The organism is Streptomyces sp. WZ-12 (genome assembly GCF_028898845.1).
In the GTDB taxonomy this organism is placed as follows: Bacteria; Actinomycetota; Actinomycetes; order Streptomycetales; family Streptomycetaceae; genus Streptomyces.
In genome coordinates, this window is the sequence record NZ_CP118574.1 from 3,701,699 (window position 1) to 3,721,774 (window position 20,076).

The 20,076-nt window shown below is 73.2% G+C and carries 17 protein-coding genes; 7 read left to right on the plus strand and 10 right to left on the minus strand.

What is annotated here, in order from left to right:
- Positions 1–4: 4 nt before the first annotated feature.
- A complete protein-coding gene (locus tag PV796_RS15590; RefSeq protein ID WP_274913760.1) occupies positions 5–1,231 on the minus strand; it encodes a trypsin-like serine peptidase in 1,227 nt (408 codons plus the stop codon).
- Between the two features lie 226 nt (positions 1,232–1,457).
- On the opposite strand from PV796_RS15590, the gene fabV reads away from it, so the two are divergent.
- Positions 1,458–2,675 (plus strand): enoyl-[acyl-carrier-protein] reductase FabV, encoded by a 1,218-nt coding sequence (fabV, locus tag PV796_RS15595; protein ID WP_274913761.1) that lies wholly within the window; start codon positions 1,458–1,460, stop codon positions 2,673–2,675.
- Between the two features lie 29 nt (positions 2,676–2,704).
- On the opposite strand, the gene PV796_RS15600 is transcribed toward fabV, so the two are convergent.
- Positions 2,705–2,914 (minus strand): hypothetical protein, encoded by a 210-nt coding sequence (locus tag PV796_RS15600; protein ID WP_274913762.1) that lies wholly within the window; start codon positions 2,912–2,914, stop codon positions 2,705–2,707.
- Positions 2,915–3,181: 267 nt separating this feature from the next.
- Between PV796_RS15600 and PV796_RS15605 the strand changes: the two genes are divergently transcribed.
- Positions 3,182–7,357 (plus strand): Pls/PosA family non-ribosomal peptide synthetase, encoded by a 4,176-nt coding sequence (locus tag PV796_RS15605; protein ID WP_274913764.1) that lies wholly within the window; start codon positions 3,182–3,184, stop codon positions 7,355–7,357.
- A gap of 11 nt (positions 7,358–7,368) precedes the next feature.
- Positions 7,369–8,115 (plus strand): BPL-N domain-containing protein, encoded by a 747-nt coding sequence (locus tag PV796_RS15610; RefSeq protein WP_274913765.1) that lies wholly within the window; start codon positions 7,369–7,371, stop codon positions 8,113–8,115.
- Between the two features lie 183 nt (positions 8,116–8,298).
- On the opposite strand, the gene PV796_RS15615 is transcribed toward PV796_RS15610, so the two are convergent.
- Positions 8,299–8,487, minus strand: a complete 189-nt coding sequence (locus PV796_RS15615; protein ID WP_274913766.1) for a hypothetical protein — start codon at positions 8,485–8,487, stop codon at positions 8,299–8,301.
- 139 nt (positions 8,488–8,626) lie between these two features.
- Between PV796_RS15615 and PV796_RS15620 the strand changes: the two genes are divergently transcribed.
- Positions 8,627–9,169 (plus strand): GntR family transcriptional regulator, encoded by a 543-nt coding sequence (locus PV796_RS15620; protein WP_274913767.1) that lies wholly within the window; start codon positions 8,627–8,629, stop codon positions 9,167–9,169.
- Positions 9,166–9,945, plus strand: coding sequence for a GntR family transcriptional regulator (locus PV796_RS15625; RefSeq protein ID WP_274913768.1), 780 nt, complete (start codon positions 9,166–9,168; stop codon positions 9,943–9,945). The genes PV796_RS15620 and PV796_RS15625 overlap by 4 nt, the downstream gene beginning before the upstream one ends.
- Before the next feature lie 111 nt (positions 9,946–10,056).
- On the opposite strand, the gene PV796_RS15630 is transcribed toward PV796_RS15625, so the two are convergent.
- From PV796_RS15630 to PV796_RS15655, 6 genes are all read right to left on the minus strand, one after another.
- Positions 10,057–11,061, minus strand: coding sequence for an ABC transporter substrate-binding protein (locus PV796_RS15630; RefSeq protein WP_274913770.1), 1,005 nt, complete (start codon positions 11,059–11,061; stop codon positions 10,057–10,059).
- A gap of 2 nt (positions 11,062–11,063) precedes the next feature.
- Positions 11,064–13,058: an ABC transporter permease gene (locus PV796_RS15635; RefSeq protein WP_274913772.1), complete on the minus strand. Its 1,995-nt coding sequence runs from the start codon at positions 13,056–13,058 to the stop codon at positions 11,064–11,066.
- Positions 13,059–13,131: 73 nt separating this feature from the next.
- Positions 13,132–13,302 (minus strand): hypothetical protein, encoded by a 171-nt coding sequence (locus tag PV796_RS15640; RefSeq protein WP_274913774.1) that lies wholly within the window; start codon positions 13,300–13,302, stop codon positions 13,132–13,134.
- A complete protein-coding gene (locus PV796_RS15645; RefSeq protein ID WP_446750686.1) occupies positions 13,302–14,471 on the minus strand; it encodes a quaternary amine ABC transporter ATP-binding protein in 1,170 nt (389 codons plus the stop codon). Before PV796_RS15645 ends, PV796_RS15640 begins: the two co-directional genes overlap by 1 nt.
- Before the next feature lie 44 nt (positions 14,472–14,515).
- Positions 14,516–16,057: a GMC family oxidoreductase gene (locus PV796_RS15650; protein WP_274913777.1), complete on the minus strand. Its 1,542-nt coding sequence runs from the start codon at positions 16,055–16,057 to the stop codon at positions 14,516–14,518.
- Positions 16,058–16,141: 84 nt separating this feature from the next.
- Positions 16,142–17,659: an aldehyde dehydrogenase family protein gene (locus PV796_RS15655; RefSeq protein ID WP_274913778.1), complete on the minus strand. Its 1,518-nt coding sequence runs from the start codon at positions 17,657–17,659 to the stop codon at positions 16,142–16,144.
- Between the two features lie 292 nt (positions 17,660–17,951).
- On the opposite strand from PV796_RS15655, the gene PV796_RS15660 reads away from it, so the two are divergent.
- Complete coding sequence (locus PV796_RS15660; RefSeq protein ID WP_274913779.1) at positions 17,952–18,746, plus strand: hypothetical protein; 795 nt, start codon at positions 17,952–17,954, stop codon at positions 18,744–18,746.
- A 222-nt stretch (positions 18,747–18,968) separates the two neighbouring features.
- The gene (locus tag PV796_RS15665) at positions 18,969–19,178 is read left to right on the plus strand and encodes a DUF5988 family protein (RefSeq protein ID WP_274913780.1); all 210 of its coding nucleotides are present in this window, start codon (positions 18,969–18,971) and stop codon (positions 19,176–19,178) included.
- 40 nt (positions 19,179–19,218) lie between these two features.
- On the opposite strand, the gene PV796_RS15670 is transcribed toward PV796_RS15665, so the two are convergent.
- On the minus strand, positions 19,219–20,070 hold the full coding sequence (locus tag PV796_RS15670) for a hypothetical protein (RefSeq protein WP_274913781.1): 852 nt from the start codon (positions 20,068–20,070) through the stop codon (positions 19,219–19,221).
- Positions 20,071–20,076 lie beyond the last annotated feature (6 nt).

Genomic DNA, 20,076 nt, shown 5'->3' on the forward strand with positions numbered 1-20,076 from the left:
CCCCCTAGCGGCCCGCGAACTTGTTGCTGATCGTGGTGAAGACGCGCTGGGCGACCGGGCCGAGGTAGGGGCCGGCCTGCCAGCCCTCGGTCGGGTTGCCGACCGAGGTGTTGGAGACCAGCGTCAGCTTGCCGCCGCGGTTGACGAACCAGCCGCCGCCCGACGAACCGCCGGTCATGGAGCAGCCGATCCGGTCCATGGGCGGCGCGCCCTGGACGGCGGCGAGGCGCCCAGAGGGGCTGAGGCAGGACATCATCCGGGCGCCGTCGTAGGGCGCCGCGGCCGGGTAGCCGAACGCCTGGAGCTGGCCGATGCGGCCGGCGGGCGGGGGGTCGAACCAGACCTGGGCGGCCGCGCCGACGGACTCCTGGAGGGACCTGCCGCCGCCGTTCTCGGGACGGACGTGCAGCACCGCGTAGTCGTAGGGGGCGCCGGAGCCGGCGTCGGTCTCGCTGCCGCGGTCGATCCACTCCCCGGAGGTGGTGATCCAGTCGGCCCAGAACTTGCCGTAGGGCGTGACCTGTTGGGCGGGGGTGCGGCCGACCTGGCTCATGGGGACGCCGTTGTCGTTGTACGACGGCACGAAGATGATGTTGCGCATCCAGCCGCCCTGCCGGCCGGAGTGCACGCAGTGGCCCGCGGTCCACACGAGGTTGGACTTCCCCGGATGCGCCGGGTCCTCGACGACGGTGCCGGAGCAGACCATCGGGCCCTTGGGGCTGTCGAAGAAGATCTTGCCGACCGGGGCCATGTTGCGGTGGTAGGGGCGGGCCACCTCCTGGGCGGTGACCCGGGGCGGCGTGGGGTCGGTGGCGCCGTAACCGCTGTCCGCCGCGGTCGCGTTGACGTTGATGTCGGGGGCGGCCTTGGCCCGGGCGAGCCGGTCCGACTCCCAGTGGTTCTTGATGATCGGGTTGATGAAGTCCTGGGCGCGGTGCGCCCATCGACCCCAGTCCTTCCAGCCGCCGTCCTTCCACTTCTTGAGGTCGTCGAGGCTGGTGGGGGCTCCGTCGGGGAGGTGCGGGCCGGCGGCCTTGTTCTGGCCGGAGCCGGCCGAACCGCCGGACGCCGCCGCCGAGTTGGCGTCGGGGCCGCAGGCGGTGGCGGTGAGGGCGAGGAGGGCGGCGGTCGCGGCGGCGGCGAGGGCGGCGCGGCGGCGGGAGCGGGCGCGCGGCGCCGTCCCCCCGGGCCGTGCGGTCGGATCGGGCGGTGTGGGCTGGGTGTGCGGCATGGTGCGGGTCCCCCCTGGTGCGTATGTGCGGGCGGCGGGCCGAGGGCGGCCGGTCCGCCGCGGTGTTGCTGTCATGCCCCTGCTGGGGCGCGCCCTACTATGCCGTTCCACCGCCTCGGGCGGGCCGGCAGGCCGTGGCGGTGACGGGATCAGGACACTCAGTGGTGTCCTGCCCCGTCCGGACCGAGACCATCCGATATCGACCGACCGATCCCAAGGACCCACCGTGACCGACCGCGTCATCGACCGCCCCCGCAGCCGCGGGTTCCTGTTCCTCGACTCCCACCCCGCCGGGTGCCGGCAGTTGGTGAACGACATGTGGGAGGCCGTGACCGCCCCGACCGCGCCGCCGCCGGCCGACGGCCCGGTGGCCCTCGTCATCGGCTCGTCCGCCGGCTACGGCCTGGCCGCCACCCTGGCCGGGCTCAAGCGCGCCGGAATCCGCGGCATCGGCGTCTGCTTCGAGAAGCCGGCGAGCGCGCGGCGCACCGCCACCGCCGGCTGGTACCGCACCGCCGCCACCGCCGAACTGGCCCGCGGGGCCGGCCGGGACGTCGTCTTCCTCAACGGCGACGCCTTCTCCGACGGGCTCAAGGACCGGGTCGCCGAGGTGCTGGCGGAGCGCTTCGGCGGGCGGCTGGACTACCTGATCTACTCGGTGGCCGCGCCACGCCGGACCGACCCGGAGACCGGCACCACCTACGCGTCGGTGCTCCGGCCGATCGGCGCGGCGTCCCGCACCAGGACGCTGGCCTTCGACGACGCGGGCGCGCCCGAGGTCAAGGAGGTGCAGACCGAGCCGGCCGCCGGGGACGACCTCGCGCAGACCGTGGCGGTGATGGGCGGCGCCGACTGGGAGCGGTGGATCGAGCAGCTGGCCGGCCGGGGGCTGCTCGCCGACGGGTTCGCCACCGCCGCGCTCTCCTACATCGGCTCGTCGCTGACCGAGGCGATCTACCGCAAGGGCACCATCGGCGCCGCCAAGGCCCACCTGGAGGCCACCGCCCGCACCCTGGACAAGCGGCTGTCGGAGCTGGTCGGCGGGCGCGCGGTGACCTCCGTCAACGGGGCCGCGGTGACCCAGTCGTCCACCGCCATCCCCGGCATCGCGCTCTACGTCGGTCTGCTGCGCGGGGTGCTCGGCGCACGCCTGGTGCCGCCGACCGCGCAGCTCAGCGACCTGTGGGACCAGCTCACCGGCGTCCGCCCGTTGGCGCTGGACGAGGAGGGCCGGATCCGGCTGGACACCTGGGAGTTGACCGACGAGGTGCAGGCCGCGGTCGGCGAGCGCTGGCGGGCGGCGACGACGGAGAACATCGGGCAACTCGCCGACCTCGACTGGTTCCACGGCGAGGTGCACCGCCTCTACGGCTTCGCGGTGCCCGGTGTCGACTACGCGGCGCCGGTCGCCACCGAGGCGCCCTGGCCGGGGCAGTCGGCCTGACGGGAGGCAGCGGCGGCCCACGGGCGCGGTCAGCGCGGGTGGGCCGCCACCCGGGGATCTCTGCGGCCGGTCCCGACCCCGTGCCGGTACTGCTCGATCTGCTCGCGAGTCGGGTACCACTTCTTGTCGCAACGGTGGCACCACCAGCGCCAGTTGTCCCAGTGGACCTCGGTGGTGGTGGTGTCCTTCCACAGGCGGTCGTCGCAGTCGACGGTCGGGCAGTGCGGCGGCAGGGACATGGCGGACCGGACCTTCCGTGGGCGGCCGGGGCAGCGGAACCCCGGGGGTGGCTGGGCGACTTCCAGCGTGGGGCGCCGCGGGGTGCGCGGTGGCAGGGGCCGCGGGCGCGCCATACGATCGGGTGACCGCCGGCATCGCCGGGTGACGCGGCCATCCGACCCCCGCCCCGGCCCAGCCCCCCGGTGAACACGCAGGTCACCTTGGTCGCGCCGGCCCGAGCCCGGACCGGACATGCGATCACGGGTGATCAGCGATGCGATGGAGACATGGCCACGTGCAGGCGGGGCTCGGCGCGGCTGCACCGCCTCTTCGAATCGACCTGTGACCGCGCGCCGTGGGCGACGGCGCTTCAGTGCGGGCGGCACGCCCTGACCTACGCCGAGCTCGACGCCCGCGCCAACCGGCTCGCCCACCTCCTGTGCGCGCGGGGCATCGGCGCCGGCTCCCGGGTCGCGGTCCTGGTGCCGCGGTCGGTGGGGATGTACGTCGCGCTGCTGGCCGTGGGCAAGGCGGACGCGGCGTTCGTGCCGATCGACCCGGCGGCGCCGGCGGACCGGGCCGCCTTCATCGCGTCGGACGCCGGGGTGGACGCGGTCCTGACCGTCCCGGAGCTGGCACCGGAGCTGGCCGGCCGGCGCGCGACGGTGATCGAACTCGACGCGCTGGCCGGGGAGCTGGCCGCGGCGCCGGACACCCGGCCGGTGCCGTCGCCGAGCGCACCGGCGCCGGCCGCGGACCTGGACGACGCCCCCGACGACCCGCTCGCCTACATCATGTACACCTCCGGCTCCAGCGGCCGGCCCAAGGGCGTGGCCATCGCGCACTCCAGCGTCTGCGCCTTCCTCGCCGTCGTGCCGGACGCCTACGGCGTGCGGCCGGACGACCGGGTCTACCAGGGCATGACCCTCTCCTTCGACTTCTCCATCGAGGAGATCTGGCCCACCTGGACGGTCGGCGCGACCCTGGTCGCGGGTCCGGCCGGCGCCGGCCCGGTCCGGCTCGGCGCCGAACTTGCCGACTCCCTGGAGGAGTTGGGCATCACGGTCTTCTACTGCGTGCCGACGCTGCTGGCGACGATCCCCCGGGAGCTGCCGCGGGTGCGCACCCTCGTGGTCGGCGGGGAGCCCTGCCCGGCCGAGCTCGTGCGGCGCTGGAGCCGGCCCGGGCGCCGGATCCTCAACACCTACGGGCCGACGGAGACCACCGTCACCGCCACCGTCGCGGAGCTGCGGCCGGGCCGCCCGGTCACCATCGGCCGGCCGCTGCCCGGCTACACGGTGGCCCTGCTCGACGACCGGCTGCGCCCCGTGCCGGACGGGGCGGTCGGCGAGATCTGCGTGGGCGGCTCCGGCGTCGCCCGCGGCTATGTGGGGCGCCCGGAACTGACCGCGGAGCGGTTCGTCGCGCACCCGTTGGCGCCCGCCGGCGGCCGGCTCTACCGCACCGGCGACCTCGGCCGGCGCGCCCCGGACGGGGAGATCGAGTTCCTGGGGCGGGCCGACGACGAGGTGAAGATCCGCGGCTACCGGGTCGACCTCGGCGAGATCGACAACGTCCTGCTGGAGGAGCCCGCGGTGGCCGAGGCGGCGACCGCGCTGGTGACGCGGGAACGGCGGGACGGCCGGGGCGGGGACCGGGAGTTGTCCGCGTACGTGGTGCTGGCGCCGGGCCACACCGGCGGTGCCGGGACGGCGGGCGGGGACGCCCTGGCCGCCCGGCTGCACCGGCGGCTGCGCAGCCGGCTCCCGTCCTACATGGTGCCGCCGTTCCTGGACGTCCTCCCCCGCCTGCCGGCCCTGCCGAGCGGCAAGGTGGACCGCAGGGCGCTGCCCGCGCCGAGCGGTCGGCGACTGGGGGTGGTCGGCCAAGTGGTGGCGCCGCGGGGCGACTTGGAGGCCAGGGTGCGGGACGTGTGGGCCGAGGCGTTCGGCATGGGCCCGGACGCGCTCTCCACCGAGGCGGACTTCTTCGGGGACCTCGGCGGGCACTCGCTGCTCGCCGCCCAGGTCGTCTCGCTGCTGCGCACCCGCGGCATCGGGGGCGACATGGGCGTCGCGCTGCGCGACGTCTACGCCCACCCGACGGTGCGCGGCCTCGCGGCCCACCTGGCGGCGTTGAGCACCCCGGCGACGGCCGCCGGGGCCGCGGACGGCGGCCGGGCGTACGACGGGGACGGGCCGGGCGACCGCGACCGGAGGAGCGACGACCGCGAGGGCGCCGCCAACTCCCCCGACACCGCGGCCGGTTCGCCGCCCGTCCGCCCCCGCCCGCTGCGGCACCACGGCGCCCGGATCGCCGCCGCCGGCCTGGTCCAGGCCGCCGCGCTCTACCTGCTGCTCTTCCTCATGGCCCTCCCCCTCGCGGTCGTCTTCAGCCGGCAGGGCGGGGAGTTCACCGGCCGCGCGCCGGTCCCGCTGCGCCCCGTACTGGCCGTGCTGGTCGGCTACTTCGGGGTCCGCTGGCTGCTGCCGGTGGCCCTGGCCCGCCCGTTGGCGGCCGGCATCCGGCCGGGCCGCTACCCGTTGTGGGGCGGGACCTATCTGCGCCTGTGGGCGCTCGGCCTGCTGCTGAGCCTCGGCCCGCTGCCGGTGCTCAGCGGCTCCCCGCTGATGGGCCGTTACCTGCGGCTGCTGGGCGCCCGGATCGGGCCGCGGACGACGATCGCCACCGGCGTGGTCCCGCTGCCGTCGCTGGTCCGGATCGGCGCGGACGCCTCGGTCGGCTACGGCGTGACGCTGCGCGCCTGGCGGGTGGCGGACGGCTGGGTCACCGTCGCCCCGATCGACATCGGCCCGCGCGCCTACGTCGGGGCGCACGCCGTGCTGGAGCCGGGCGCCCGGATGGCGGCGGGTTCCGGGCTCGGCGAGCAGTCGGTGCTCGGGCGGGGCGAGAGGGTGCCGCCCGGCGCCCGGTGGGCCGGCTCGCCGCCGTCCCCGGTGCCGGCGCTGGCCCCGACCGTCGAGGAGATGCTGCGGGCCGGCGGCACGACCGAGCCCGGCCGGCCCCGGCACGCCGCCGCCGCGCTGCTGGGGACCGCCTTCCTGGAGGTCCTCCCGTTGGCCGTCGTGGCGCCGGGCACCGCGCTGGTGTGGTGCTGCTGGCTGGCCTGGGGCAGCGGGCCGGCCCTTGCCGCCACCCTGGTCGTCGCCGCCCCGCTCTACGTCCTGGCCGTCTGCGCCGCGATCGCGCTGGCCAAGCGGGTGGTGCTGGCCCGCACCCCGGTCGGCACCCACCCGGTCCGCTCCGCGCTCGGCGTCCGCAAGTGGTTCTCCGACAAGCTGCTGGAGTCCAGCCTGGCCCTCACCAACTCCCTCTACGCCACCCTCTACACGGTCCCCTGGCTGCGGCTGCTGGGCGCCCGGATCGGCGGCGGCGCCGAGGTCTCCACCGCCGCCCACCTCGACCCGGACCTGCTGGCGCTCGGCGAGGGCTCGTTCGTCGCGGACCTGGCCGGGATCGGCGGGGCCGCGTTCGCCGGCGGCCGGGTGGACTGCCGCCGCACCGAGGTCGGCCGCCGCGCGTTCGTCGGCAACGCCGCGTACCTGCCGGCCGGCACCCGGACCGGGCCGGGCTCGCTGATCGGCGTCGGCACCGTCCCGCCCGGCGACGAAGTGCCGCCCGACACCGCCTGGTTGGGCTCGCCCGCCATCCACCTCCCGCGGCGCCAGAGCAGCGGCAGCTACCCGGAGGAGCTGACCTTCCGCCCCACCCGCCGGGCGGTCCGCCGCCGACTGGCCATCGAGTACTTCCGCGCCACCGTGCCGGCGACCCTCATCGGCGCCGCCACCTTCCTCTTCCTCCTCGCCCTCTCCGGCGTCGCCCACGACCCGCACCCGGCCGTCCCCGTGCTCCTGGCCCCGCTCCTGTTGATGTCCGCCGGCCTGGCCGTCACCGTCGCCTGCGCGGCGCTCAAGTTCCTCGTCGTCGGCCGCTACCGGCCCCGCGTCGAGCCCCTGTGGAGCTGGTTCGTCCGCCGCACCGAGTTCGTCACCGGCCTCTACGAGGCGGCCGCCGTCCCCGCCGGTCTGGCCGCCCTCACCGGCACCCCGTTCCTCCCGCCCGCCCTCCGCCTCTTCGGCGCCCGGATCGGCCGCCGGACGTGGCTGGGCACCACCTTCCTCACCGAGTTCGACCTCGTCGACGTCGGCGACGAGGCGGCGGTCGGCCCGGGCGTGAGCCTCCAGACGCACCTGTTCGAGGACCGGGTCATGAAGATGTCAAAAGTGACCGTCCGGGCGGGCGCCACCGTGGGTAGCCGTGCGATCGTGCTCTACGACGGCGTGGTGGGAGAGGGCGTCTGGCTCGACGCCCTCTCCCTGGTCATGAAGGGCGAGTACCTCACCCCCGGCACGGCCTGGCGCGGCGTCCCCGCCCAGGGGTTGGCCGTCCGCACGGCCGACCACTCCCCTCCCGCCCGCACCCCACACCCCACCAGCCCCTGACGGTGAACACCATGTCCCCTCCCACCCGCTTCCTCGCCTCCCTCCGCCGCACCCTCGCCACGCGCAACGCCCCAAAGACCCCGCTGCCCGCCCCCGGCGACCGCCCCCTCGCGCTGGTCTACCGCGGCCCGGCCGCCCGCCCCGCCGGCTGCTCCGAGGCGGTCGCCGAACTGCTGGCCGCCGGCCCCTGGGACCTCGACGTCCGCTACACCGGCCCGCACGAGGACATCCCGCTCTCCGCCGCGTCCCTGGCCCACGCCCACCTCTACGCCCAGCCCGGCGGCGGCTCGTTGGCCCCCGCCTACCGCCGCATGCACAAGCACGCCGACGAGATCCGCGACTACGTCCACGGCGGCGGCCGCTACCTGGGCTTCTGCCTCGGCGGCTACCTCGCCGGCGACGACCCGGGCTTCGACCTGCTCCCCGGCGACACCGACCAGTACATCGTCACGCCGGGCGCCACCGTCACCCACGACCGCGACACCGTCGTCGAGACCCAGTGGCGCGGCCAACCCCGCACCGTCTTCTTCCAGGACGGCCCGCACTTCCTCCTCGACCCGGGCGCCGACGCCACCGTCCTGGCCACCTACCCCAACGGCACCGTGGCCGCCGTCGTCGCCCCCTGCGGCACCGGCCGCGTCGCCGTCGTCGGCCCCCACCCCGAGGCCACCGACGACTGGTTCCTCGACGAAAGCCTCCCCCTCCACCACACCCACGACCTCGCGGTCGACCTGGTGAACGAACTACTGGCGGAGTGAAGGCGGGACATCACCGAGCGGCCAAGTCCCCAGCCTGCGCGGGCGCTTGGACCGGGAGGTCATCATGCCGCGGGTGACGCCGGAGCAAGAGCCGGCAGTCGGTCGCCCTGGACCTGTCGCCAACCTTCTCTGCGATCCGCAGACCGTCCTTGAGCCGCTCGCATTCGAGGCAGATCGCGGCGGTCACGAGCACCGCCCCCGCTCACGATCAGGCTGGAGCTCGGCGGGCACGTCCAATTGTCTCGCATGGTTGGCGATCTCGGCGTTGCGGCCCTGCACGGTGAGATGACGGCCAGCCTGGCGGGCCGCATCCCGCTGGCGCGTAAGTGCCGTGCAGATGTCGCAATCGGCGGGCTCGTCGACAAGGGGCATCGCTCCACCTTTCGTCGGAGCTCAGCACGGCAATCATGTCGCTATTCACGAAAAGCAGCAAGGTACTCTTTCGGGTGTTCGCTTACCGTGTAGAGCAACAACGCCGGAAGAAGACCTACGACTTCGCAGGAGGGACGCCATGGGCACCAGTAAGTGGGTCAGCACCTCGATGCCGTACCTGACCCCCGGAGACAAGAGCCCGTCCGACCTCTGGGGCGCCGAGACCGCGTCCAAAGGCCGCCGCGGCACTCAGCGCGTCGTCCGCGCCGAGGAGGTCGCGCCGCCGGATGAGGTGGCCGAGCTACTGGGAACGCCCGTGGGAGAGGCCGTAGTTGTGCGCCGTCGCATCATGTACCTCGACGACGAGCCGTGCGAGTTGACGGACACCTTCTACCCGAGCCACATCGCCCGCGGCACCCGGCTCGCGGGGACGGCCAAGATCCCCGGCGGTGCCGTCAAGCTGCTCGCCGAACTGGGACACGTAGGCGTGCGGGTCCACGAGGACGTGACCGCCCGCATGCCGAGCGAGGAGGAACGCAAGACGCTACAGATCGGCCCCCTCGAACCCGTGCTACAGCTGACGCGCCTCACACTGGACGGCGACGACCGGCCGATCCAGGTCGACATGATGGTCATGCCCGCGCAACGTCAACGACTGCGTTACGAGCTCAGGATCGGATGACCGTGCCCAAGACCGAAGCCGACGCATACGACCGCCGCTCGCTGCACGAGCGGGTCGCCGCCGATCTGCGCGAGGAAATCATGAGCGGCGATCTCGCTCCGGGCGCCAGACTGCCGTCCACCACACAGCTCAAGGAGCGGTTCTCCGCCTCGAACGCCACCGTGCAGAAGGCGCTGCACCTCCTGAAGGACGAACGCCTCGTCGTCGGACGCCCCGGTGCAGCCGTCACAGTCCGCGAACACCGGCAGCGGACCATGCGGCCGGCCTCGTACATGGCCCCGGCAAAGGACGGCGAGCCGTACCGCTGGCTCGCCGAGGCGACGAAGCAGGGCGGACGCGCACGGAGCGAACTCCTTGAGGTGGCGGAGGCAACGCCGCCCGCGGACGTCGCGGCAGCGCTCGGACTGACCGCGGGCGGCACGGCCCTGCTCCGCCGCCAGGTCCTCTTCATCGACGACGAACCCGTGGAACTCGTCAAGTCCTACTACCCGTTGGAGATCGCCCGCGGCACCGCGATGATGGAGCGTCGCAAGATCAAGGGCGGCACTCCGACGCTCCTCGCCGAGCTGGGATACCCGCCCCGACTCAGCGTGGACCGGGTCTCTGCCCGGGTGCCCACACAGGAGCAGTACACCGCGCTCCAACTCTCCAGCAGCCTGCCGGTCCTGCGGACGCTGCGCGTCGTCCACACCGATGACGAACGCCCCGTCGAGGTCACCGTCATGGCCAAGGCCGGCCATCTCTACGAGCTGCAGTACGAGTTCGTCCCGGAGTGAGGGGAATCACCGTCACGGATGGGCCTCCGAGCTCCAACACGCCCATCGGGCGGGCCCGTTCAGGAAGAACGGGCCCGCCCGATGGTGTTCAGGACGACGGTGTGGCTGCGGCTACTTCTTCGGCAGCCACTGCTTCCAGACGTCCGGGTGTTCCTGGACCCACTGCTTGCCCGCTTCGTCGGCGGACAGGCCCTTGGAGGCGATGAGTTCGGAGACCTCGTTCTGGTCCTTCTTGTCCCAGCGGAAGTTCTTCAGGAACTGCGCGGCGGTGCTGTTGCCCTTGGCGAAGTCGGTGTTGAAGTACTTCTGGAGGGGGGTGGTGGGGTACGCGCAGTCGATGGAGTCCGGGTCCTTGGCACCCTTGGCCGCGCAGGCGTCGGTGTACTTCGGGAGCTTGACCTCCACCATCGGCACCTGGTTGAAGAGCCACTGGGGCTCGTACCAGTAGGTGAGGAACGGCTTCTTCTGCTTGGCGAACTGCTGGATCTGGGTGATCTGCGCGGCCTCGGAGCCCGCGAAGACGATCTGGTAGTTCAGCTTGAGGTTCTTCACCAGGGCCTTGTCGTTGGTGACGTAGGACGGCGAACCGTCCATCAGCTGGCCCTTGTTGCCGCTCTCCGAGGTGCGGAGTTGGCTGGCGTACTTGTTGAGGTTCTTCCAGTCGGTGACGTCGGGGTGGGCGTCGGCCCAGTACTTGGGCACCCACCAACCGATGTGGCCGATGACGCCGTTGGGGCCGCCCGCCGTGATCGTCTTCTTGTCCTGGACGTAGCGCTTCTCCTGGTCGGGGTGGCCCCAGTCCTCCAGGATGGCGTCGACCCGGCCCTGGCTGAGCGCGTCCCAGGCGGGGATCTCGTCCACCTGGACGGTGTCGACGTGGTAGTCCAGCTCGTGTTCGAGCAGGTACTTCGCCACCGCCACGTTGGCCTGGGCGCCGACCCAGGTCTGGACGGAGAGGGTGACCGACTTGGACCCCGCGGCGGCCGCGAACGGCGATGCCTGCTTGGTCATGTCGGCCTTGCCGCAGGAGGACAGGGAGGCGACCAGCACGCCGGTCGCGGCGGTGGCGGCGAGCGCCCTGGCCAGGGTCCGGGTGCGCTTCGAGGTGCGGGACATGGTCAGGCTCCCTTCCCGGTCGTGCGCCGTTCCGTGGGCTGGGTGACCCGGTCCAGCATCAGGCCCAGGCAGACGATGGCGATGCCCGAGACCAGGCCGAGGGCGAGGTCGCCGCGGGCCAGGCCGGTGACCACGGAGTAGCCGAGCGCACCGCTGCCGACTAGGCCGCCGATGATGACGACGGCGAGGACGAGGACCACGCCCTGGTTGACGGCCAGCAGCAACGCGGGCCGGGCCAGGGGCAGTTGGACCTGGCGGAGGGTCTGCCAGCGGGTGGCGCCCAGCGAACTGGCGGACTCCATCGCGCCGGGGTTCACCTGGCGCAGGCCTTGGGTGGTGATCCGGATGACGGCCGGCAGGGCGTAGACCACGGCCGCGGCGATGGCCGGGGCGCGGCCCACCGCGAACAGCGCGACGACCGGGATCAGGTAGACGAACTGCGGCATGGTCTGCATGACGTCCAGGATCGGCCGCAGGAACGCCTCGAAGCGCTTGCTGCCGGAGGCCAGGACGCCGATGCCGACGCCCAGGACCAGGGTCACCACCAGGGCGGCGATGACCTGGGAGAGGGTGTCCATGGACGGGCCCCACACGCCCAGCACGCCGATGACGGCCATGGCCAGGACGGCGGTGAGCGCGGTGCGCCAGGTGCCGATGAGCCAGGCCAGCGCGGCGACGATGAGCAGCACGCCGTACCAGGGCAGGGCGGTCAGGCCGTCGCGCAGCGGGTTGAGCACCCAGTTGGTGAAGTGCGCGGCCCAGTCGGCGGTGCCGCCGACGACCGGGACGCCGGAGTAGAGGTGGTTGACCATCCACTCCTTGGCGTCGTTGACCGGGCGGGCGATGGCGAGCGTCGCGCCGGCGGGCCAGATCGTGGAGCCGGCCAGCCGGCCGACGAGCGCGCACACCGCGGTGAGCGCGGCGACCCCGACCCAGGCGGGCCAGCCGGTCAGCAGCCGGTGGCGGCCGGCGGACGGGTTCGCGCCCAGCCTCTCGCCCGCCGCGGCGGTGGTGCGGTCCATGACGATGGCCAGCAGCACGATCGGGATGGCGGCGGCGAGCGCGGTGCCGACGTCGACGGAGGCGAGCGCCTGGTAGACGCGGTCACCGAGTCCGGCGGCGCCGATCATCGAGGCGATCACGGCCATGGACAGCGCCATCATGATCGTCTGGTTGAGGCCGAGCAGGAGCTCCTTGCGGGCCAGCGGCAGCCGGGCGGTCAGCAGGCGCTGGCGCCCGGTGGCGCCGAGCGAGGAGACCGCCTCCAGCACGCCGGCGTCGGCGCCGCGCAGGCCGAGCGCGGTGAGCCGGGCCATCGGCGGCGCCGCGTAGATCACGGTGGCCAGCAGCGCGGCCGGCACGCCGATGCCGAAGATCATGACGACCGGCAGCAGGTACGCGAAGGCCGGCAGCACCTGCATGGTGTCCAGGACCGGGCGCAGGACCTTGAACAGCCGCGGCGAGAGGCCGGCGGCCAGGCCGAGCAGGGCGCCGACCACGACCGAGGCGAACACCGCCACGATCATCAGGGCCAGCGTCTGCATGGTCGGGACCCACATCCCCAGCACCCCGCTGACCAGGAAGGACACCAGGGCGACGGCGGCGATCCGGAGGCCGGCGACGCGCCAGGCCAGCAGCGTCACGCCGGCCGTCACACCGGTCCAGCCGAGGGCCAGCAGCACCAGGTAGACGGCGCGGACGGAGAGCACCACGGCGTTGCTGAGGTGACCGAGGACGTAGACGAACAGCCAGTTGCTGTCGCGGTTGTCGATGATCCAGTTGCTGGCGTGATCGAGCGGCCCGGAGACGTCGACGGTCAGCGCGCTGGGCCAGGCGGCGCCCGGCCACTTGGCCTCGATGAGGGGGATCAACACCGCCGCGGCGACGGCGAGCAGCAGGATCTTGGCGAGACCGCGGCGGCTCAACAGGCCCTGGAGGGGCCCGAGTTTGCCGACGGCGCCCAGGCCGCCAGCAGTGGGGGGTGCGGCGGTGCTCATGCTGATACCTCGCTTCGCGAGGCCCTGCACGCCCACGGCACGCACCTTGGGATTATTCGCCCGCTGCGCTCGCTCATGCCCGACCCCGCTTCACCGTGCCGGCCGGCACGTTCATCGCGGCGGCGCGCTGGGCGTGGCGCCACTGGCGGAGCAGGACGGCGCGCAGCCGGGCCCGGGGGCCGACCGCGGGCGCGCGGGGTATGACGGCGCGGACGGCACCGCGGTAGGGGGCGGCGGCGTACATCAGGCGGCCACCTCCCCCAGCTCGTCGTGCGACGCCGAGTTCCGGGCCACCACGTTCAGCAGGCAGGCGCTGTCGACGATGCCCAGGCAGCGGCCGTCGTCGACGATCCGGACGGGGCCGCCGGTGCGGGCGACCGCCTCGATCGCGTCGCAGATCAGGGTGTCGGGGGTGAGCGCGGGGCCCTCCGCGGCCTCGCCGGCCTCGGCGGGGCGCATCGCGCGGCGCACGGTCAACACCTGCTCGCGCGGCACGTCCCGGACGAAGTCGCGGACGTAGTCGTCGGCCGGCGAACCGACGATCTCCTCCGGGGTGCCGAGCTGGACGATCTCGCCGTCCCGCATCAGGGCGATCCGGTCGCCGATCCGCAGCGCCTCGGCGAGGTCGTGGGTGATGAAGACCATCGTCCGCCCCTCCTCGACGTGCAGGCGGACGACCTCCTCCTGCATGTCGCGCCGGATGAGCGGGTCCAGGGCGCTGAACGGCTCGTCGAACAGCAGGACTTCGGGGTCCACGGCGAGCGCGCGGGCCAGCCCGACGCGCTGCTGCTGACCGCCGGAGAGCTGCCCGGGACGGCGCTTCTCCAGGCCGGCCAGGCCGACCTTCTGCACCATCTCGGCGGCCCGTTCGCGGCGTTCGGCCTTGCCCATGCCCTGGATCTCCAGGCCGTAGGCGACGTTGTCCAGGACCGTGCGGTGCGGCAGCAGGCCGAAGTGCTGGAAGACCATGGCGGCCCGGCGGCGGCGCAGTTCGCGCAGCGCGGTGCGGTCCATGGCGCGGACGTCCTCGCCGTCCATCTCCAGGGTGCCGCCGGTCGGCTCGATCAGCCGGGTCAGGCAGCGCACGAGGGTGGACTTGCCGGAGCCGGAGAGCCCCATGACCACGAACGCCTCGCCCTTGCGCACGTCGAAGGAGACGTCGCGGACGGCGGCGGTGCAGCCGGTCCGCTCGCGCAGCTCCTGGGCGCTCAGCCCGGTCAGCGAGGCGTCCTCGGGGATCCGCTCGGCCTTGGGGCCGAAGACCTTCCACAGGTTGCGGACGGAGAACACCGAGGGCCGCTCGTCGGCGGCCGAACCGGCCTCCCCGGCCCGGAGTTCGGCGGCCGCGGTGGCTTCGGCGCCGCCCTCGGAGGTCTGCTCAGCTGCCTTGTCGGCGGCCTGGTCGGCGTTCATCCCGCCGTTCTTCTCGGCGGCGGTATCGGCGGGCGCGCTGGCCATCACGCGTCACCCCCCTGAGCCGGGGTCTCGCGGAGCAGTTCGGCGCACTTCTCCCCCACCATCAGCACGCCCAGCATCGGGTTCACCGCGGGCATGGTCGGGAAGACGGAGGCGTCGGCGATCCGGATGCCGGACAGGCCGCGGATCTTCAGCTCCGGGTCGACGACCGCGAGCGCGTCGTCCTTGGCGCCCATCTTGCAGGTGCCGGCGGGGTGGTAGACGGTGTGCGCGGCCTTGCGGACCAGCTCGCTGATCTCGGCGTCGTCGGTGACCTCGGGGCCGGGGAAGACCTCGCGCTTGAGCCACTTCTTGAACGGCTCGGCCTCGGCGACCTTACGGGCCAGCTTGATGCCGTCGACGAGGGTCCGTCCGTCGTAGTCGCCCTCGTCCTCGAAGTACCTGAAGTCCAGCGCGGGCTTGACCTCGGGGTCGGCGGAGGTCAGGTAAAGCCGGCCGCGGGCGCGGGACTTGGGGATGTTGGGGGTCATCGAGACGCCGTGCTCGGGGCGCTCGTAGCCCAGCCGCTCCGGGTTGTCCGTGAACGGGATCTGGTAGAAGTGGAACATCAGGTCCGGGCCCTTGTGGGCCGGGTCCCGCTTGATGAACAGACCGGCGTCCGAGTCCATCGCGGAGTTGTCGGGGAGCGGCCCGTTGGTCTCCCAGACGATGACCGACTCGGGGTGGTCGATCAGGTTCTCACCGACGCCCGGCAGGTCGAGCACGCACTCCATGCCCAGCGCCTCCAGGTCCTTCCGCGGCCCGATGCCGGAGTGCATCAGCAGCCGCGGGGTGTCCACCGCACCGGCGCACACCAGCACCTCGCGGGCGGCCTCGACGTAGACCTCCTCGCCGTCCTTGGTGCGGACGTGGACGCCCTTGGCGCGGGTGCCGTCGAGCTCCAGCTTCGTCGCCCAGGTCTCCAGCATCAGCGTGAGGTTGGGGCGGTCGCCGGCCTCCATGTGCGGGTGGAGGTAGGCGACGGAGGCGGAGGACCGCTTGTTGTTCTCCGGGTGGTAGGAGAGGTCGAAGAAGCCGACGCCCTCGTCGAAGGGCTGGTCGTTGAAGCCGACGACCTCGGGGACGCCCAGGGCGCTCTTGGTGGCCTCGATCCAGTCGGTGGCGATCTGGTTCTGGTCCTTCTTGGCCACCCGCACGATGTTGTTGCGCAGCTTGCCGAAGTAGGGGTCCATGGCCTTGGCGCCCCAGCCGGTGGCGCCGGCCGCCTCCCACTCGTCCCAGTCGGACGGCAGCGGCTTGAAGGAGATCAGGGTGTTGTGCGACGAGCAGCCGCCGAGGACCTTGGCGCGGCTGTGCAGGATGTGCGAGTTGCCGCGGGGCTGCTCGGTGGTCGTGTACTCGTAGTCCAGGTCGCCGCCGAGCAGGCCGAGCCACTTGCGCAGCGTCAGCACGTCCTCGCGGTCGATGTCGGAGGGGCCGCCCTCGATCACCGCGACGGTGGTGTTCGGGTCCTCGACGAGGCGGGAGGCGATGACGGAACCGGCGGTTCCACCGCCGACGACAACGTAGTCGTACACGGGCATGAGGAGGTGCTCCTTACTGCGAAGTGCGCGCGGGGCCCGGGGTGTTGAGCGGCCCCGGGCCGGAGGAGGGGCAGGGCGTACGGGTCAGCCGGCGAACCAGCGGACCGGCTCGGGGCGCAGGTTCTCGTAGATGTGCTTGCTCTCCCGGTACTCGTCGAGTCCGGTCGGGCCGAGCTCGCGCCCGATGCCGGACTTCCCGAAACCGCCCCATTCGGCCTGCGGCAGGTAGGGGTGGAAGTCGTTGATCCACACGGTGCCGTGCCGCAGCCGCGCGGCGACCCGGCGCGCGCGGGCCGTGTCGGCCGAGAAGACCGCCCCGGCCAGCCCGTACTCGGTGTCGTTGGCGAGCGCGATGGCCTCGTCCTCGGTGGTGAAGGTCTCGACGGTGAGGATCGGCCCGAAGGTCTCCTCACGGACGACCTTCATCTCGCGGTGGCAGCCGTCCAGCACGGTGGGCTGGTAGAAGTAGCCGCCGGCCGGCCGGACGTCGCTGGGCTCCGGGCGGGCGCCGCCGCAGCGCAGCTTGGCGCCCTCGGCCAGCGCGGAGGCGACATACGCCTCGACCTTGTCGAGCTGCTGCTGGGAGACGAGCGGGCCGCACTCGACGCCCTCCTCGGTCCCGCGGCCGAGCTTGATCTTCTCGGCGCGGCGGGCGAGTTCGGCGACGAAGCGGTCGCGGACCGACTCCTCGATGATCAGCCGGGCGCCGGCCGAGCAGACCTGACCGCTGTGGATGAAGGCCGCGTTCAGCGCCTGGTCGACGGCGGTGTCGAAGCCCTCGTCGGTCGCGCAGGCGTCGGCGAACACCACGTTGGGGTTCTTGCCGCCGAGCTCCAGCGCGATCTTCTTGGCGCCGGCGACCGCCGCCGCGCCCGCCTTCGTCCCGCTGGCCAGGCCGCCGGTGAACGAGAACAGGTCCACGTCCGGGTGGTCCGCCAGCCGCTGCCCGACCGGGAGGCCGGCACCGGTGACGATGTTGGCGACGCCGGCCGGCAGACCCGCCTCGACCAGCAGCCGGATCAGGTACACCGTCGAGAGCGGGGTGACCTCGCTCGGCTTGATGACGAAGGTGTTGCCGGCCGCCAGCGCCGGGGCGATCTTCCAACTCGCCTGGAGCAGCGGGTAGTTCCAGGGGGTGATCATCGCGCAGACGCCGACCGGCTCGTGCACGACGATGCTGTGGATGTCCGCGGAGCCGGCGTCCACGACCCGGCCGCCGCTCTCGCCCACGACCTGGTCGGCGAAGTACCGGAAGGCGTCGGTCACGCAGTCGACGTCGACCCGGCCCTCCTCCAGGGTCTTGCCGGTGTCCCGGCTCTCGATCAGGCCGATCTGCTCGCGGTCGCGCTGGAGCAGGTCGGCGACCCGGCGCAGCAGCGCCGCCCGCTCGGCCACGGGGGTACGGGGCCACTCCCCGGTACCGCCGGCGAAGGCCGCCTTGGCCGCCGCGACGGCCGCGTCCGCGTCCTCGGCGCCGCCCTCGGCGACCACCTGGAGCGTCGTCGCGTCGGCGGGGTCCAGGACCTCCCGCGTGGCGCCTGCGGCGGCCGCCCGCCACTCGCCAGCTACGTGAATGGTCTCGCTTGTCTCAGTTGCCGACACGACGTCCTTCTGCCTTCCGTTTTCGATCTGCGCGGCCGGCGGACCCGGCTACGCGGTGCGTGCACTGGTTCAACCTCTGGCCCGCCAGCAACGGGGACCCCTAACCCAAACCCGCGTTCCTATGCCCAAACATTCATCGAAAGTGACCCGAGTCACCCGAAGCCGCCAGACTTCTCCGCATGCGCCCGAATAGACCGGAAAGTACCCTGAATAGCCGTATGCCCGCCAAGGAGCCTTCCGGACGGCCCGCAGCGGTCCCCTGGGAGCGCCTTTCCTGCCGAAAGGTGCCGAGATGCCCCGTAAATGCCGTACCTTCACCGCTTTGACCTGCGGAGCGGTCGCCGCGACCGTGGCCGCCGTGTGCGCCGCCGGCCCCGCGACCCCGGCCGACGGCTCGGGCGACGAGGGTGACCTCGCGCACGAGTCCGCCCAGCAGGTCGCAGGCGACGCCCTGCACGCCCTGCTCGGCGCGAAGTCGCTACGGCTGCGCACCGAGTCCAGCGCCGACGCCACCAAGCTGGACCTCACCCTCGACCGGACCGGGAACTGCGCCGGCAACATCAGCAAGGGCCCGCTCGGCCGGGTCGACCTGATCAAGCGCGGCAAGGACGTCTGGCTCAAGCCCGACGCCGCCTTCTGGAAGAGCCAGCTCCCCGGCGACGAGGGCAACACCGCGGCCCGCACCTACCGGGACCGCTACCTGCACGGCACCACCGACGACGACTTCCTCAAGGGCCTCGCCACCGCCTGCGACCTCACCGCCTTCCAGAAGTCGGTGGCCCCGCAGCCCGCCGACCCACAGGCCCCGCCGGCCCCCTCCGTCACCCTCACCAAGGGCCGCCCCACCACCCAGGAGGGCACCCGCGTCCTGCCCGTCGTCAAGAAGACCAAGGACGCCACCCAGACCGTCTACGTCGCCATCGAGGGCACCCACTACCCGAGGAAGCTCACCACCGAGGTCGACGGCGAGACCGGCACCGTGCTGCTCAGCAACTACGACCAGCCGGTCCCCTCGCACACCCCCGACCCGGCCAAGACGGCCGACATCTCCGTGCTGGAGGGCGGCGGCGGACAGCAAAGCGTCTGACACCGGCGCCCCCAACACACGGTGCGCACCGCGCCGTTCGCACGTACGTATCCCGAAGACGGCGACTACGAGAACGACATCACCGTCCCTTACGGCGAACCGATCGACCTCACCGGCGCCCCCCTCGGCATGGCCCTCTCGACCACGGATTTCCCCCGGGGCTGAGCCCCGGCCCCGGCGAGCCGTCCCGGGCGCCCGGGTGGTGCGCGAGAAACTGCCGCCATGGCGAGCAAGGCACCCAAGGCAGTTCTCCAGGGCGGTCCCGAGGGGATCAACGAGCGGATCGTGGAAGTGGACCCCGGCGGGGGCGACCTGAAGGTCCCCTACCGCGGCGGCTACGAGCACTTCCGGCCGACGCCCCGGCAGTGGGACACCGCCGACGGGCGGCTGCCGGTCTACGAGTGGTGGGAGCGGACCGAACTCCCCGGATAGCGGCGGCCGGTGGCCGCGGCCCGGGCGGCCGGGCCGCGGCTCACGAGGCGGGGTCGAACGCGTCCAGCGCGATCCGCTGGATCTCCTGCTGCCGCGGCCAGTCGGACGCCGGGCCCAGCACCAGCACCGCGAACTGCCGGCCGTCGGGGGCCGTGAAGGCACAGTCGACGGCCTGCACCCGCAGGCCGAGGCGGTTGCTGTCGTAGGCGTAGGTGAGTTGGGAACCGGTGGGGCCCGGGGGTCCCTGGCGGGGCTCGATGCCCATCTCCTCGTAGCCGGGGTTGCCGGCGAGGCCCTTCGACGCCTGTTCCAGGGCCTGTTGCGGGCCGAGGCCGGGCTCGGTGATCTGGAAGATCTGGAGCAGGCTGCGGGTGTCCGGCGAGGTGTAGAAGACGCCGGTGGAACGGACCTCGCGCTGCCAGCCGTCGGGGACGGCGAGGCTGAACCCCTTCTCGTCGTGGGCGAGGTGGTAGCCGCTGGGGATGCCCGTGGCGGAGGCCGAGGCGTCGGCGGTGGGCGTCGCGGAACCGGGCGCGGCGGGGCCCGTCGTGGCGGTGCTCGCGGAGACCTTCGGGTGGGCGGCGGGCCGGGCGGCCGGGCCGCCGCCCCACAGGAGGTAGCCACCGCCGGCGCCGGCCGCGAGGACGGCGACGACCGCGGCGGCGATCAGCGCCCTGGTCCGGCGGCCGGAGGCCACCGCGGGCTCGTCCCCCGTGGCGTACGGCTGCTCCGTGGCGTACGCGGGCGTCGGCGGGCCGGGGGCGTGCGAGGGGGGTGGGGGCACGGCCGGGCGGGGCGGCATCGGGCCGGTGTACGGCCGGGCGGGGCGCGCCGGGCCGGTCTCCCAGGACTGGGTGTCGGGATTCCAGTGCGCTTTGGGGCCTTGGGGCACGGTCGG